Annotated in this window: 21 protein-coding genes and 1 pseudogene; 14 read left to right on the top strand and 8 right to left on the bottom strand. The window is 57.7% G+C overall.

The annotated features are described in order from the left end of the window. Positions 1–245: 245 nt before the first annotated feature. On the top strand, positions 246–566 hold the full coding sequence (locus tag FHW75_RS22685) for a hypothetical protein (protein WP_019097555.1): 321 nt from the start codon (positions 246–248) through the stop codon (positions 564–566). Between the two features lie 244 nt (positions 567–810). Here FHW75_RS22685 and FHW75_RS22680 read toward each other — a convergent pair whose 3' ends face one another. Next, on the bottom strand, positions 811–2085 hold the full coding sequence (locus FHW75_RS22680; RefSeq protein WP_019097556.1) for a Y-family DNA polymerase: 1275 nt from the start codon (positions 2083–2085) through the stop codon (positions 811–813). Beyond that, entirely contained in the window at positions 2075–2503 is a 429-nt protein-coding gene (locus FHW75_RS22675; RefSeq protein WP_019097557.1) for a LexA family transcriptional regulator, read from the bottom strand. Before FHW75_RS22675 ends, FHW75_RS22680 begins: the two co-directional genes overlap by 11 nt. Before the next feature lie 102 nt (positions 2504–2605). Between FHW75_RS22675 and FHW75_RS22670 the strand changes: the two genes are divergently transcribed. The 4 genes from FHW75_RS22670 (at position 2606) to FHW75_RS22655 (ending at position 5651) form a co-directional block, all read left to right on the top strand. Beyond that, a complete protein-coding gene (locus tag FHW75_RS22670; RefSeq protein ID WP_183674623.1) occupies positions 2606–3295 on the top strand; it encodes an SOS response-associated peptidase family protein in 690 nt (229 codons plus the stop codon). A gap of 42 nt (positions 3296–3337) precedes the next feature. Then, entirely contained in the window at positions 3338–3706 is a 369-nt protein-coding gene (locus tag FHW75_RS22665) for an integrase (RefSeq protein ID WP_019097559.1), read from the top strand. A 275-nt stretch (positions 3707–3981) separates the two neighbouring features. Next, the gene (locus FHW75_RS22660) at positions 3982–4962 is read left to right on the top strand and encodes a hypothetical protein (protein WP_019097560.1); all 981 of its coding nucleotides are present in this window, start codon (positions 3982–3984) and stop codon (positions 4960–4962) included. Between the two features lie 275 nt (positions 4963–5237). Continuing rightward, positions 5238–5651, top strand: a complete 414-nt coding sequence (locus FHW75_RS22655) for a hypothetical protein (protein WP_019097561.1) — start codon at positions 5238–5240, stop codon at positions 5649–5651. Between the two features lie 176 nt (positions 5652–5827). On the opposite strand, the gene FHW75_RS22650 is transcribed toward FHW75_RS22655, so the two are convergent. After that, positions 5828–6121, bottom strand: coding sequence for a hypothetical protein (locus tag FHW75_RS22650; protein WP_019097562.1), 294 nt, complete (start codon positions 6119–6121; stop codon positions 5828–5830). Between the two features lie 20 nt (positions 6122–6141). Between FHW75_RS22650 and FHW75_RS22645 the strand changes: the two genes are divergently transcribed. Next, positions 6142–6660 carry a hypothetical protein gene (locus tag FHW75_RS22645; protein ID WP_026020374.1) on the top strand — a complete coding sequence of 173 codons (519 nt, stop codon included), beginning with the start codon at positions 6142–6144 and terminating at the stop codon, positions 6658–6660. Here the strand turns inward: FHW75_RS22645 and FHW75_RS22640 are convergent. Further along, positions 6642–7019 carry a hypothetical protein gene (locus FHW75_RS22640; RefSeq protein WP_019097564.1) on the bottom strand — a complete coding sequence of 126 codons (378 nt, stop codon included), beginning with the start codon at positions 7017–7019 and terminating at the stop codon, positions 6642–6644. The two genes, FHW75_RS22645 and FHW75_RS22640, sit on opposite strands and share 19 nt — an antisense overlap. A 92-nt stretch (positions 7020–7111) precedes the next feature. Between FHW75_RS22640 and FHW75_RS22635 the strand changes: the two genes are divergently transcribed. After that, positions 7112–7717, top strand: coding sequence for a hypothetical protein (locus tag FHW75_RS22635; protein WP_026020375.1), 606 nt, complete (start codon positions 7112–7114; stop codon positions 7715–7717). Between the two features lie 366 nt (positions 7718–8083). On the opposite strand, the gene FHW75_RS22630 is transcribed toward FHW75_RS22635, so the two are convergent. From FHW75_RS22630 to FHW75_RS22620, 3 genes are all read right to left on the bottom strand, one after another. After that, the gene (locus FHW75_RS22630; protein WP_026020376.1) at positions 8084–8380 is read right to left on the bottom strand and encodes a hypothetical protein; all 297 of its coding nucleotides are present in this window, start codon (positions 8378–8380) and stop codon (positions 8084–8086) included. 126 nt (positions 8381–8506) lie between these two features. Next, positions 8507–8725 (bottom strand): entry exclusion lipoprotein TrbK, encoded by a 219-nt coding sequence (trbK, locus tag FHW75_RS22625; protein ID WP_019097567.1) that lies wholly within the window; start codon positions 8723–8725, stop codon positions 8507–8509. Positions 8726–8862: 137 nt separating this feature from the next. Next, positions 8863–9426: a hypothetical protein gene (locus tag FHW75_RS22620; RefSeq protein ID WP_157222989.1), complete on the bottom strand. Its 564-nt coding sequence runs from the start codon at positions 9424–9426 to the stop codon at positions 8863–8865. Positions 9427–9584: 158 nt separating this feature from the next. Between FHW75_RS22620 and FHW75_RS26880 the strand changes: the two genes are divergently transcribed. The 6 genes from FHW75_RS26880 (at position 9585) to FHW75_RS22590 (ending at position 12990) form a co-directional block, all read left to right on the top strand. Beyond that, positions 9585–10286 (top strand): hypothetical protein, encoded by a 702-nt coding sequence (locus FHW75_RS26880; protein ID WP_019097569.1) that lies wholly within the window; start codon positions 9585–9587, stop codon positions 10284–10286. Then, a complete protein-coding gene (locus tag FHW75_RS22610) occupies positions 10283–11008 on the top strand; it encodes a hypothetical protein (protein WP_019097570.1) in 726 nt (241 codons plus the stop codon). Before FHW75_RS26880 ends, FHW75_RS22610 begins: the two co-directional genes overlap by 4 nt. 551 nt (positions 11009–11559) lie before the next feature. Continuing rightward, positions 11560–12126 carry a hypothetical protein gene (locus tag FHW75_RS22605; protein WP_019097572.1) on the top strand — a complete coding sequence of 189 codons (567 nt, stop codon included), beginning with the start codon at positions 11560–11562 and terminating at the stop codon, positions 12124–12126. Next, positions 12123–12392, top strand: a complete 270-nt coding sequence (locus FHW75_RS22600) for a hypothetical protein (RefSeq protein WP_019097573.1) — start codon at positions 12123–12125, stop codon at positions 12390–12392. The genes FHW75_RS22605 and FHW75_RS22600 overlap by 4 nt, the downstream gene beginning before the upstream one ends. Next, positions 12389–12601, top strand: a complete 213-nt coding sequence (locus FHW75_RS22595; RefSeq protein ID WP_019097574.1) for a hypothetical protein — start codon at positions 12389–12391, stop codon at positions 12599–12601. The genes FHW75_RS22600 and FHW75_RS22595 overlap by 4 nt, the downstream gene beginning before the upstream one ends. Continuing rightward, positions 12598–12990: a phage protein NinX family protein gene (locus tag FHW75_RS22590; protein WP_019097575.1), complete on the top strand. Its 393-nt coding sequence runs from the start codon at positions 12598–12600 to the stop codon at positions 12988–12990. Before FHW75_RS22595 ends, FHW75_RS22590 begins: the two co-directional genes overlap by 4 nt. Before the next feature lie 285 nt (positions 12991–13275). Here the strand turns inward: FHW75_RS22590 and FHW75_RS27035 are convergent, their stop codons facing one another. Beyond that, a complete protein-coding gene (locus tag FHW75_RS27035) occupies positions 13276–13464 on the bottom strand; it encodes a hypothetical protein (RefSeq protein ID WP_311650634.1) in 189 nt (62 codons plus the stop codon). 117 nt (positions 13465–13581) lie between these two features. Here FHW75_RS27035 and FHW75_RS27030 point away from each other — a divergent pair. Beyond that, a pseudogene (locus FHW75_RS27030) lies at positions 13582–13905 on the top strand (hypothetical protein). Positions 13906–14044 lie beyond the last annotated feature (139 nt).

The raw sequence follows: 14044 nt of genomic DNA, 5'->3' as shown, positions 1-14044 counted from the left end.
TAGCGGTCATCCTGAGTCATTTCTGCGTACCCCGCATGATCAATGTCTCAGGGCTTCAGCAATTCCTGTTCCAGTGCAGAGGTAAAGCCATGCTGCGTTGGTTGCTCGTACCTTACTGGCGGTACCCGGTAGGCAAGCGGGGAACGAGAGGAACAAGGGGAAGGCAGTGGTAATACCGATAATCCACGAAAACACTCAGGGTCAGCTAGAGTTTTATTGGGTACAAGCACCGCGAGATAACGATCATGCTAAAACAAGAAGCAGACGACGTGATTGAGCGTATACGGGACGATCTGAAAAGGCACGGTGTGCTGATCGGCTACGACCCGGAATTTACCAGTGCAGACTTTGGCTGCGACCTGGACTACCACATTGCTCAGGTCAGAGAGGATCCGAACAACCGTGTGTTGCGGATTGCGATACATGACGAAGGCTTGTGGGCCCAGCTCCGGCAGGGGACAGTCTATCGCTGTGTTGTCAGTGATTGCCGGGGGAAGCTCTTTGGCATTCCGATTGCGATAGAGCCGAGGACCGATGCGTCCTACACCATTCAGTACAAGCTCTGAAGCACCCGGTGGGTAGCCTGCCTGGCAGATTACCTTCCCTGCAGACCGAAGGCTGGATTATTCAGAAGCCACATCAGGGTTCGCAGTGTGGGCGTACCCATCAACAACTTGACGCGCTCGGTCAATGCCCCAGGCCTGCGACCGGTACATCGATTCGCCGGGCCTGGCTTCACGACCAAAAGCTCCATTTTTCTTTGTGTTCATCGACGCATGATGATTGCGTCATACCGGACGGCTCGAAGGCTCAACATCTGACCGTCCACAGCTGGTCAATCCGCGTCGTATAGGATTGACTCATCATCTCCCTCCTCATACCCCAGTCCGGTGTAGCCGGCACGCTGGCGGCGCGCATTGTCCCCCTCCCCCAGCGCACGTTGATGTCATCCATCACCTGCATCAGTCGGTCACATGCCACCGATTGCTTCAGCGCAAACAAGTCCTCTGAAAACTCACCTGGCTGCCGCAAGTCCATCAGCAGCACCTCAGCCTTGCTGTACCGAAAACCGGGCCTGAAGATTCGGTCGACCGCTTCTGCGGCCAACCGGGTCATCAGCAGCGTATCGCAGGTAGGGTATGGCAGTTCTACCAATGCGCCCTGGGCGTGGTGTGACTCGTCCGGGTTGAACATGCCGGTGCGGATGCTCACGCGCATACGCTTGCATACTGAGCCCTGGGCCCGAAGCTTTTCTGCAGCCCGGCCAACGTAGGTGGCCACTGCCTGTTTGATGGGCGCCAGCTCAGTGAGGCGCTTGCCGAACATCCGGCTGCAACAGATCTCCTGTTTCGCAGGCTCGGCCTCGTCCAGCTCCAGGCATGGCGTGCCAGCCAGTTCGCGGGCAGTCTTCTCGATCACCACACTGAATTTCTGCCGCAGCGTCCAGGCATCCGCCTTGGCCAGATCCATCGCCGTGTGAATGCCCATCGCTTCGAGGTGGGCAGTCATACGGCGGCCCACACCCCACACCTCTTTCACTCCAGTATTGCGCAGCACCCAATCGCGCTTGAACGGATCGGTAATGTCGACCACCCCGCCCGTCTGCGCCTGCAGGCGCTTGGCGGTGTGGTTGGCCAGCTTGGCGAGCGTCTTGGTGCCGGCGATCCCGACACCCACGGGGATGCCGGTGCATTGAAAGATTCTGGACCGAAGTTTCCGCCCGAACTGGGTCAGGTTTTCCTGAATACCGGACAATTCAGCGAAGCATTCGTCGATGCTGTAGATCTCGGTGGCCGGAACCATTGATTCGATCAAGGTCATGACGCGCTCACTCATGTCGCCGTACAGCGCGTAATTACTACTGAAGGCCCTGATACCATGGCGGCGTAGCTTGTCCTTCGCCAGGAAGTACGGCTCGCCCATCTTCACAAAGGGCTTCGCGTCGTATGACCTGGCGATCACGCAGCCGTCGTTGTTGCTCAACACAACAATAGGGGTCTTGGCCAGGTCGGGCCGAAAGACGCGCTCGCAGCTCGCGTAGAACGCGTTGCAATCGATCAGCGCGAAGACCTGGTCACTGCGCATGGTCGCGAACGCTGTAACGGACAACGCCCCAAACGACGAGCTCATCGCCTTCCATGATGTACCGTGGTGGATATGCCGGGTTCTCCGACTTGAGAATCACCACCCCTTCACGGCGGTGCAGACGCTTGCAAACGGGCTCGCTGTTGACCGCAGCGATGACAATGTCCCCATGCTCCGCTTCACGCCCGCGGTCTACGATGACGATGTCACCCGAGTAGATCCCTGCCCCTTGCATGCTGTCGCCCTCCACTTTCACCAGATACACATGGGGCGCGCGGAGGTCGAATAGCTCATCAAGGGAGATATGACCTTCCAGATGGTCCGCAGCGGGTGAAGGGAAACCGGCCGGAACGTGAAACGAATACAGAGGAAGTAGTTCGGTTCCGCCGGTTGGCGCGCCCAAAAATGTGATGGTCATGATGGAATGTCCAATGCAAGCTGTATGCATATACAGTAGATCTGGCATCGGTTGCCCGGTCAATCCTGACCGGTAAAAATTCTGACGGGCGAGAGGTGGAAAATGTGCGGACGGTACTCGATCTACGCGTCGATGGATCACTACTTGCGCCAGCTGTCGTTGGATCTGGTCGTGATAAATGGCTATGACCACGAGCCAATAAACCGATACAACGTGGCGCCATCGACCCGAGTCGAGGTCATTCGCCAGAGCGGTGATGAGCTGACTGTGGATAGGGTCAAGTGGGGATGGTCGCCGTTATGGGCGAAGGGGAAACGTCCTGATCCAATCAATGCTCGGGCCGAGACAGTGGTGACGGGAAAGTTCTTCAAGGGGTTGTGGCCAGGAGGTAGGGCTTTAGCGCCTGCCAATGGCTGGTTCGAATGGATACCTGACCCAACAGATCCAAAGCGCAAGCAGCCGTATTACATCACAGGCGCCGACGGAGCCCCGCTTTACTTCGCCGCACTTGCTGAGGTGCACCAGAGCCTCGAACCGGATGAGCGCGACGGGTTCGTGATCATCACGGCGCCGGCGGACGAGGGGCTGATCGACATCCATGACAGAAAGCCCTTAGTGCTCACGCCAAAGACCGCTCTAGAGTGGTTGGCCCCTACCACATCGCCTGAGCGCGCTGCAGCGATCGTGGAAACGGGATGCCGCCAGGCTGAGGATTTCAGGTGGTACCCGGTGGGCAAGGCAGTGGGGAATGTACGCAATCAGGGCGCCGAGTTGATAAGGCCGATTCGGTGAAGAGGCAGCAAATCCTTTCTACGGGCGCACCAGGCCGAGCGAATGTCGAAAATTCGGCGCATGGCATCAAGGTCTGCGCACCCTGTGAGCCCTTTTGTGTTCCAGCCGAGCAAAGGTGGGCTGTGGATCAACGAGCCAAGTGTTACAATCCGCCACTTCAAATCGGCGCTCAAGGCGCTGAACATCCGTGAACGCCGGCAGTACGACACCCGCCACACCTACGCAACCATGTGCTTGATGCCTGGGATGAACCCCGCGTTCATCGCGAACCAGCTCGGCCACAGCGTTGAGATGTTGCTCTCTACCTACGCGAAATGGATCAGCTCCTCCTCGGACTGGAGGGAGCTGGAGAAGCTGCCGCCCCGCGTCGAATTGGTCCAAAATTGGCCCAAGAATGACGAGAGGGCCTAAATACACCTCTGGCCCCCCCGCAGGACAAGCACTTGATCTCCACAGCTAACATCACCATGCGGTTTCCTAGGGGTGTCTGGCGGTGCTAAGGGGTTGAGTTTATTCGGCAAAACACCCCTCCTGCCCCCTCATTTCCCCGTCAGTGGTATCAGAATTGGTATCGCCGCTCACTGTCCGCTGAGTGAGAATAGCTGCCAACCTTGAGCGCAGCTTTCATTGCATTCCCTATGGTAGCCTAATGCCTTCTTATTTCGATGGAGCGAGCGGGCGAAGCCATGGATTACCTTTCTAGAATCTGTTTCAACCAAAGCGGCTGGACCCGCCCAGACGGCAGCGCCGCAGGAATGGAGATCAATACCTTCTACGCTGAACACGGTCACGGTCACGAAGAGTGGTTATTCCGCAGCGAATGGCAGTTAGGCGGTTGGCAGTACGGGTTCCTTCAGGGCGTCAATAACAGCCGTGCACGCTTCGAGGGCAGTGATGAGCTCAACGACGTGACTCTGTTTACCTTAACCCCAGAAGGCCGCCGCTATGTGGCAGTGATTCGGGACCTTGAGTGCTTGAGCCTTCAACAATCCGAGGCCGTTTTCGGTGAGTTTGAGAAAAGGGGGTGGATCGCGCAGATGCAAAAGGAAGTCGAGGAAGCGGGCGGCTTAAATGCGGGGATCGCCTCCTATGAATGGCTAAATGTTCGCTTCCGTCTTGCCCAGGTGGAATGGTTCCCACCACAAAGCTTCGCGAGCGCTGACGACTATATTCACAATCTCAAACGCTACCAGATGAACACGGTCCCAACAGACATCGTTGTTCCCAATCCAGGACGCCAACTCTCCAAGAGAAAACCTAGCGCGGGAGACCTAAATACTCAGAGCTATCACCGCGGCGGCTCAGAGGGTAGAGAGTGCACACCTGAACACAAGATGATGCAAAACCTCTTGGCCAGTCAGCTTAGGCGGGAGTTTCCGCTGGGTGAGGTTCTGGTTGAGTCAAATTTCATAGACGTCATGTTATTAACCGACGAGGAACGAGTCCTATATGAGATTAAGTCAGACCTCTCAGCGCAGGCGGTCATGCGATTAGCAATTGGGCAATTGCTAGAATACGCATTCCGGGCTCCGGTCGAAGACAAACGGACCTTGAGGCTGGTCATAGTAGGTAGGATTGCGCTTAATGAAGTGGATCGGGCCTATCTCAATTACCTGCGTACTCGCTTCGAATTGCCGTTGGAGTATCGGGTGGTGAAACTTCCCTGATACGCCGGGAAATCATTTTCTTAGCAGCGGTTTTCAAGACCGTGGTACAAGCGCCCTATCCATGCGGCGTCAGGGGCGAAATCGATTCCAGAACAAAGACGAAACGGCACGGCTACAGGCCGTATACCAAAAGGGGGGCCGTTTCAGTTTTTGGAATCGATTTTCACACTCTATGACGGCCGTTTCAGCGAGCAATCTCAGGCTCTCGCGGACAGGGAAGGCATGCTGCTATCATCCCTTAGACTTTACTGGATCTGCCCCTTCTGTAGGACAACATGAACATACTGGTCCTGATGCTGTGCACCGCAGTTTTCCTACTGGTGGTTTGGAAACTACTCAAAAAAACGATCTTCCGGAAAGCCAAGCAGGCAAAGTCGCTGGGCATAAAAGCGATACAAGTTGCCAGCGACAAGCATGAGCTGATTGCAGAAAAGACAGCAACCGTCGCCGATACGACGAGGGTTTTGTCGTTTTTGGCGACCATTGGTTTCTGGCTTTCAATACCTACCGGCCTAGGAGCAGTCGGTGTATACCTTGGTGTGGTCAGCCCTCCCTTCCTCGTCAGGGCCCTACCGGTGATCCTGGCCGTGGTGGCTGGTGCCGCCGCACTCAATAGCGCCGCGCAGCTTTATTCAAGATCGAAGAAAAAGCGAAATGCAAAACGCCGCAGCGCGCCTGAAACCAGTTGATACCGGATCAAATACAGGCTCTTGTCCTTCCAGTACTGCAGCAGTAGCGTGAGAATCGATTCGTAGGCCGCGCCGCTAGTGGCCTGCGGATCGCAACTGTCTAATACGGTTCGGCCATTTTCACCGACTTTCGCCCAGCAAAACCGAGATATATAAGCTAAGTTTTAGACAGCGTTCTAACCCCTTCCCGGCGTTCTGCCGACGGCGATCCTTCCTGGCTCGCGCTCAACCCAACCCTCATACTCGAAAAGGCCCAAGTGCCAAGCTTCTTCGTGCTCGAGCAGCGCCCACGCCCGTGCCGATTCCGCCAGCTCCAGCATATCGACCAGGTTATCGTCGCCAACCTCTCGACGACGATGGGCGGCATAGGCCATCTGGTCGAGCACGGCAGCGCGCCCATCGGGATCTGTAACCAAGGCAAATCGGTCGTTCAGTTCATCGATCCATGCTTGCGGTATCCCGGCCATCATTCTGCTCTGCACCACCACGACTGGCGATGTCTCAGCAGGCCCGCGACGAGAAGCGCAGGGCAAAGGCCGAACGCCTGCAGGAAGAGGACCTGCGCTTGAAGGTTCGACCAGGGAATAAGCAGGCCCTGCTGGAACTTATGGAGTGGGCCGGGATTGAGGAAAAGGGCGAGGCGATGACGCTTATGATTCATCACGTAGAAGCGCTCGGGTATCACGCCTTATTCAGGATCCCGCGCCACGAAATCGAAGCTCACCGATCTGTGGCGCGGACTGAGCCGCTGCGGCTGTCAGCCAGGAAGCGAACCGGCCAGCACCTGCGAGCGATCTGCGGTTGGGCAGACGCCTCGGCCAGCCAGATGATTGAAGCGCTGATCCACGGCATTCACGCCCTGGGCCGGCTGCACGCGGCGAAGTTTCTCACTCCTCCGCGGCACGAGATCAGCATATCGCCGCGCCTGGCCCTGGCCTTCGACCGGAAGAGCATGCTGATGATTCAGCAGGATCCGGGTGATGAGCTGATTCAGCCTTCCTTCGGGTAAGGAACCCACAAGGTGCAGGCTGAAGCGGATTGCGCAATGAGCCAATCATGCTTGCGGGAATCGAATGGTCTTTGCATCCCCTCGGCCACTTTCAGTGCAACCGTGTAGGCCCCAACTACTTCACCCTCATAGGGCATTGTGCCTCCGAGAGCAGGGTTCGCCTTAAGCGCTTTGAAGGCTTCCAGCAGGAGGTCAGGGTGCTTGCTGGCATCAGCATTCATTTCAATCACAGAAACTGCGAGAAAGGCCGCGTTTGAGCACCGATCAATCTTTTCCCGCTGCGCCTTGTTGCTTTCAGCCGCGCTCACTGAAGTGATGAATGACAGTGCGATCCATACAGCGGCTATTGCGTAGCGCATTTAACAGTCCTCGAATGAAATCGAGGCGAATGAAACACCATCCCAACCCAAATTGCCACGATGCCGCCACCAGCACGGAGGGCGGCGCATGCATGGAGAAAGCCATGATCGAAGCCACCGAGAAGCAGCTCGACCTGCTCTGGCACACTCTGGGCCTGTGGGCTGAGCGCTCTGACCGCCGCAGCATCAGTCGCAACTACTTCCTCACTAGTCCAGGCTACGATGACTCGAACAACCTGGATTTGCTGGTGGCGGCCGGCCTGATGACACGCGGCAAGGCCCCGGCCTTCTGCTCCGAGGACGAGGTGGTGTATCGCGCCACGGACGAGGGAAAGCTGTTCGCCCTGGACAAGCTGCCACCGCTCCCTCCGCCGGCTAAGCGCACCAAGTTCGACGCCTACCTGGACGAGTGCGAGTACTACGACGGCTTCGCCCACTTCCTCGGCGTCAACCAACCGCAAATCCAGCAGCGCGGCAACTGGGGGAACTACGAATACCGTATGGTCAGATACCCACGCGGAAGTGCCTACCGCGAGCATCGCCGGCCTACACGTTTCGCGCACTGGTCGCCCTACGAAACTCTTGAGGTCGCCGGTGAGTGGGCGCCGACCATGAAAGCGGCCAAGGCCAGCTACAAAGAAGCGCTTCGGCTGCACCAAGCCAAGGGCCGCGCCGATAAGAAGCGCCTTGCAGCCTGACCCTCCGGCGCTGCCGGACAATCAGCGGCACAATAACGATCTACTTACACTGCAAGGCCACTTCTCCCAAGGGGCCGCCAGTTCCATTTGCTGAAAATGCGACGACGCATTGCATCGCACCACAATTGCAATTGTACACGGCGTGCTTATTCGCAATCAGGTTTGCCTGGTCAGAACATCCGCAAGCACTAGGAGCAACGTTGGCCTGCGGCTGCGCCTCCACCTTTTCACCGCAGCCAACCAACTGGGCGGCTGCTAGAGCAATTCCGAAAACGATGAGAAATCTCATTGGAGTTCTCCTGGTTCAACCATATCGGAATAGCACACCCCAACTACCTGAACAAACTGGCGCTGCCCGCCAGCGCCTCAGGAGCCTTCGCTTTTCACCTGGCAAATCCCGTTGGCCCGGTTCTTCCCGGTATACGAGACATCAGGCGAGCCATCCGGGTTGATCGACAATGAGATTGTCACCCCACTGCCTTTGGCTTCGAAGTAGTTTTCGTTGAACTTCTTCAGCTTGCCTTCCTTGCCATTGATGTAAATCGGGCCGCCCTTGTCGGCGTGTACCTCGATGTTGCCTGGGCACGTGGCATTCACCAGCGGAATACCAGCCTGAGCCGCGCCCGACACCGCCAGCAAAGCACCAATCATTAGTCGCTTCATCCAACGCTCCTTGAGCGGATTGACCGAGATCGAAGAAATAGCCCAATTCGGCGCTGCCCGCCAGCGCCTTCCCCGCAAACGAAAACGCCGCCCTGATCGGCGGCGCTAAACGACTGACAGCAAGTGCTACCAGGTCTTCGGCTCTGACTTCTTGTACGAACCACCGGTCATGCACTTCTCGACCAGGTCTTCGCGAGCCTTGTTGTCTGGAAGCGTTTTGAGGTAGTCGGGCTGGCAGTGTTCTGCAGTGGGCTCGTAGGCCGCAGTGTCGGCGGCGTCTTCTTTACAGCCGGGCAAGCCAATGGCGAGTGCGGCAACGAAGAACGGAGCAATGGCTCGTTTCATGAGGTTCCTTCCTGTGAAATGGCCGGGCGTTATAACAAAGATCCACCCCTCCCGCAAAACGTGGCGCCGTGCCATCAGCCAGCGCCTTCCCCTATTCAACGATAACGCCTCCCCGGCGAGGGCGGCGCCTGGAGCAATCATTGGTGCTCGCGTAGGGGGCCATACCGGTCCACATGTGCCTTTTCGAAGACTGCAAACCCTCCTTGAAGTAGGTCATTCTGAAACTTGATACCCCCCAATATCCCATGAGACTCGGGTACTTTTACACTTCTCTCGTCGTTTACCACCAAATCAACTTCCGCGACAAACTCTACAAATGCTGCTAATACCGTACCATGAGCAACCACCAGTTCATAAGACCCTAACTCATGAACAGGAAGATTTCTAAGAGCTGCCAAGCTAGCCTGGCAGACCTCACGCATGTGAGACGACCAGCCGCCCTTCAAGCCAACTATTGATTTATCCTTTTCTGTCGTCACGTAGATCGCATCACATGTTTTCGCAGCGCAGTCGACAACTGCTAAGAATGCCTCTGCCCGCCTCAGATCAGACTCACTCTTCATTTCTATCTGATGTTGTATTTGATCGAAAGCCAAAGCATTTTGAGCTGACACTTGTGCTCGGCTTACTGCAAGCGCCCCGATAATGGCTGCGATGGAGCCGATAGCTTGGACCCAACTAGCGATATCGCTACTCTTCATGTCATTCGTCCTTATGACTAAGAAAATGACAAATGTAAGAGCGATCAACCAAACCACATTCTGGACTGAGAACCACGGCTTTAGCAGGCTTTTACCATAATCGTTAAGCATCTAACCCCCTATTTTCTGCCGCCAAGTATAGGCAGCGAGGTATCCCCATGCCCACAGAAAACAAAATCGATTACCCAGCGCTCCACCAGCGCAGCGATATCTATTCGTTTGGCGACCGGGTGCCGCGCACGGTCCGGATGCTGAAGACTGTCACCGCCGACCCAATGCCAGGCATCGGGATCGCCTACGTCGAGGGCGCTGCGCCGGTTGCTAAGGAGGGTCAAACCTACCCCGTGTGGACGAATAGCCACGGCGCCGTCACAGCGGTAATGCAGGACGGCACCCGCCTTGGCCTACGCCCGGCAGAGTTTGAAGTCGATAGCTGGCACCACCCAGCAGCCGGACCAGCGCCACAACACCCCGAGCCTATTGCCTGGATGGTTGGTACTGCCTTCTGGTGGACCAAAGAAGAGGCTGAGAGGGATGCGGCGGCGACTGGGCTGCCGATGATTCCGGTTGGCCCGCTGACTGGTAGCGCCGAGGTTGGGCAGCTGCGCGAGGTCATCAAGCACTCTGACGGACAGATCATGCGGCAGAGCATGCGCATTTCGAATCAGCGCACCCAGCTGGCCGCGCGAGACGCGCTGCTGCGCAAATGCCTGATGGCTGTTCGTGAGCAGCACTGCGCCGAAGACGAAGCCGAATTCGACTTGCCTGTACCGCTGATGGCAGAAATCGACGCCGCCCTATCCGCCAGCGCAGAGCCAAGCGCACCGGTTGAGTTGGAAACATCGAGGCTTAGCGGATGATCCATTACCACGGCACGCCAATCGGCGGCGCCCGGCAGGATGCAGCGCGGTTGCTGGCAGGCCGGCATGCCTTGGTGCCGTTCCCACGTCAGGACGACATGGGCATCGTCGCCGAGGCCTGTCAGTCCTTCGTCTTCGACAACGGCGCGTTCACGGTCTGGAAGAAAGGCGGCCGGGTCGATGTCGATGGATACACCCGCTGGGTGGATGACTGGCACCGGCATCCGGGCTTCGACTGGGCGCTAATACCTGACGTGATCGACGGCGACGAAGACGCCAACGATCGCTTGCTAGAGCAATGGCCCAGCCACCTGGCGGGCGTACCGGTCTGGCACATGCATGAGTCGATTGAGCGGCTGCAGCGCCTGGCCCAGGCCTGGCGAACGGTCGCCTTGGGCAGTTCCGGTCAGTGGCGATCACCCGGCACCGCAGCCTGGTGGAAGCGCATGGGCGCCGCGATGGATGCCATCTGCGACGACCAAGGGCGCCCACTGTGCCGCTTGCACGGCCTGCGCATGCTTGACCCGACGATCTTCCAGAATCTGCCACTGGCATCTGCCGACAGCACGAACGCTGCGGTAAACGGCGGCTGCGTCAGCCGCTTCGGCATGTACACCCCGCCATCGGCCGGTCAGCGCGCAAGCGTGATTGCAGATCGGATCGAAGCACATACCAGCGCACCGACTTGGCAGCGCGAGACACAGACCGAACTCGCGCTGTAGAAGCCGCTTTGAATTCTGAGCCCCAAGCGGCTAGATGCTGAACGTATGGTCGCAATCGTGGCATAGGTGGTTGTCTAGGATTGTTTCATCGACAACTTTACCTGCTGCCGCGCCAACAGCGGCCCCGGTTGCCAATCCACCTAGGAAGCCAATAACACCCCCAACCACTGTCCCGACACCAGGAAAAAGAGCACTACCAATAGCGGCCCCCATTGCTGCCCCTTCGCCTCCTCCAGCAACAGCACCGACCCCGCCCGCGACGGCGCCAACACCTGCCGCGACTTTCGTTCCAGTGTTTCTTTTTTGGGTTTTGTCGGAACCACATTTGGGACATGTGACAGCCATAGAGCTTCCTTAGCGCGTAGGGTAATTGTTTCAAAAGATATCAATTTGGCATCACTGCTGTCCAATGCCGTTACCCCAGGCTTGGCTGTTGCTTACCGTCCTCAGCCGTTGATGCTCAAGATCCAGGGGGAGTACACCTGTACTCCACCAGCTTCAACCCCTCTCCCCTCTATTCACTGCCGCGATATGGCGGCCAAGGAACGACCGTGCCTGTAGAAAAATCTGCCCTCGACTCCACCGATCTGGACGCCCTGCAGGTCGCCGCTAAGGCCGCAGCCGAGGATGTGATCCGCTCCCACGGCTGGAAGGGAATGGTCGAAGACGCCGACCTGCTGGGAACCGATGAACGCTACCTGGTCCTGGCCGATCCGGTCGTGGTTCTGTCCATGATCGAAGAGGTACGAAACCTGCGCCAAATGCTGCAGCAGCCACGAGTACCGGACGGCTTCGCTTTGGTGCCGAAAAGCATGTTGCTCAGCAAGGACGTCATCGGCGTTATCAATTTCCACTGCGGCGACACCGACCAGGAAGAAGGTGGCCAGTTCGGGCAGTACACTGATGGCCGACTGTGGGTCGGCTACGTGCTGGACGACGATGGGAACAAAGTCCACGGGCTGCACATCGCGACCGATGAATACCCGGAGGAAGGAAGCACGACTCTGATTGAGTTCCCGGCGCCTGGCACTCAACCGGAACCCGAGGAATGTGGCGCCTGTGGTGGCTGTACCAAAGGCTGCCAACTCGACAAGGACAGCCCGGCGGCGCAGCTATGACCCGCTTCGCCCTCTGCCTACTGCTGCTGGCCACCGGCGCCAGCGCGGGGGAAACCATTGGCGACTGGGTCAGGGTCGTTCATGACGATAAGCGCAACGTTACATGTTGGGTGATTTTTGCCGGCAGTGGCGCCGCTATCGACTGCATCCCCGACAGCCAGCTGCAGGCCGGCAACGAGCGCCAGCTCTCCCCGCACGAAACCAAACCCGAACCTACACCCGCTCTGGCGCCTGGGCGCTGGATTGATGAGAGGTATCAGCTGTGAGCAAGGTAATTCACTTGGTCTCGCACTTTGGCTGCTTCGACGATCACGATTGCCAGATCGCATGCAACCAGGCCGGCGAAGACATGGACGGCTCTGACCGCCCGAAAGAGGTGACCTGCAAGAAGTGCCTGCGGGTCTACGCGGCGCGCGAGCGACAGGGCCAGGAACAACGAAGGGAGCGACTCGCCGCGCAGGAGGTGCAGCCATGACCGACCTGATCGAAGTGAAGACTGCTGACCTGGTCGGCGAGCAACTGGCTTGGGCGGTGGGCAAGGCTGAGGGCTTGGACGTATTGCTCGCACCTCCCATCTACGGCAACCCGTGGCGGGTGTTCGTCCGGTACACCGGCGAGGTAACCATCCGCGATGTGCGATATGACCCACACGAGAACTGGTCGCTGGCCGGCGCCCTGATACGCAAGCACAACATCAGCCTCCACGCCCCTCAGCACGGTTCGGACTGCTGGGCAGCCTGGAGAACGATCGATGATAAGGACGTGCTCATGGGCGGGGTCACTGAAACCATAGCGGCCTGCGGAGTGGTGGTTGCGTTGACGCTCGGCGATACCGTCCAGGTGCCGAAGGAGCTGATGTCATGACCGAAATTCACCGTTACAAAGCTGTCAAGATGCTTTCCGAGGCGGGAGCCGCATCAGCTACGACCCTCACGGCCCTTTTGTCGTGATGGCTGAGGCATACGAACAGCTCAAGACCGAGAACGAGGCGCTGCGCAAGGATGCTGAGCGTTACCGGTGGCTGCGCCTCGGAATCTAGAGACCATCAGTCAAGGCGGAGTTTTCGCTGGCATAACATCAGACAACTTGGTGCTGAACGAAGAAACGCTCGACGCGGCCGTAGTGGTTAATTCAGCCGACCAAGTCGAACTAACGTCGTTTCTTCAGAGGATTCTGAAGAAGAGCAGCATTCAGCATTGCTTGAATCTCATCCCTCGCTTTTTTCCTTTGCTGGAGCTGTTCTCGATCCAAAGCAGGCTTCTTGTCGTTGCCCCTCGGGTCGGAGTTGGCCGGGTTGTATTCCGGATAATCCTCAAAAAAATCTACCCAATCATTCACGTCAAGATCCCTCTTCATATGGTGAGGGGGCATTAAAGCGCTATTCCAAGCTGAAGCAAAGATCCAATCCACATAACTCAAGCCCGCCGAAATGCGCGGACATGGAGAGCTATTGCCATGACGAAAGAAGAACTGGCCGGCCTGCCGGCGAAGGTGCGCATTGCCATAGAAGCTGGAAAGGCCGCAGCAGCTGCCTGCACCGATGACGGCGGCAGTGCAAACCTGGATCGGGTTGTTATTCCGGTACCGGGCCTGCGCCCTAACCAGTTGCCCGGCCTGTAGGGTTATGTGCAGAAGAAAAGCCGCTACCACCAGCAAGGCATCCATCTGGACACGCCTTGGCCGGGACAGGGAAATCAGCACAGCGCCGGCGTGCAAGCCATGCATAAGTCGCTGAAGGACCAAGGCGTCGACTGCTACGTCTACTACCAGGTCGACTGACTACCAACCTGCCGCCACCGGCGGCGTGGAGACCATCCCATGGATATCGAAACCACCGGTGACGTCGACAAAGTCACCGAGCAACGACTAGCCGAACTGATCGGCTGCACTAAACGCTCCCTGGAGCATCGGCGCCTGG

The sequence above is a fragment of the Pseudomonas sp. OG7 genome (genome assembly GCF_014192825.1).
Classification (GTDB): domain Bacteria; phylum Pseudomonadota; class Gammaproteobacteria; order Pseudomonadales; family Pseudomonadaceae; genus Aquipseudomonas; species Aquipseudomonas monteilii.
The sequence above is the reverse complement of the archived record's forward strand: the minus strand, read 5'-3'. Positions and strand labels throughout refer to the sequence as shown.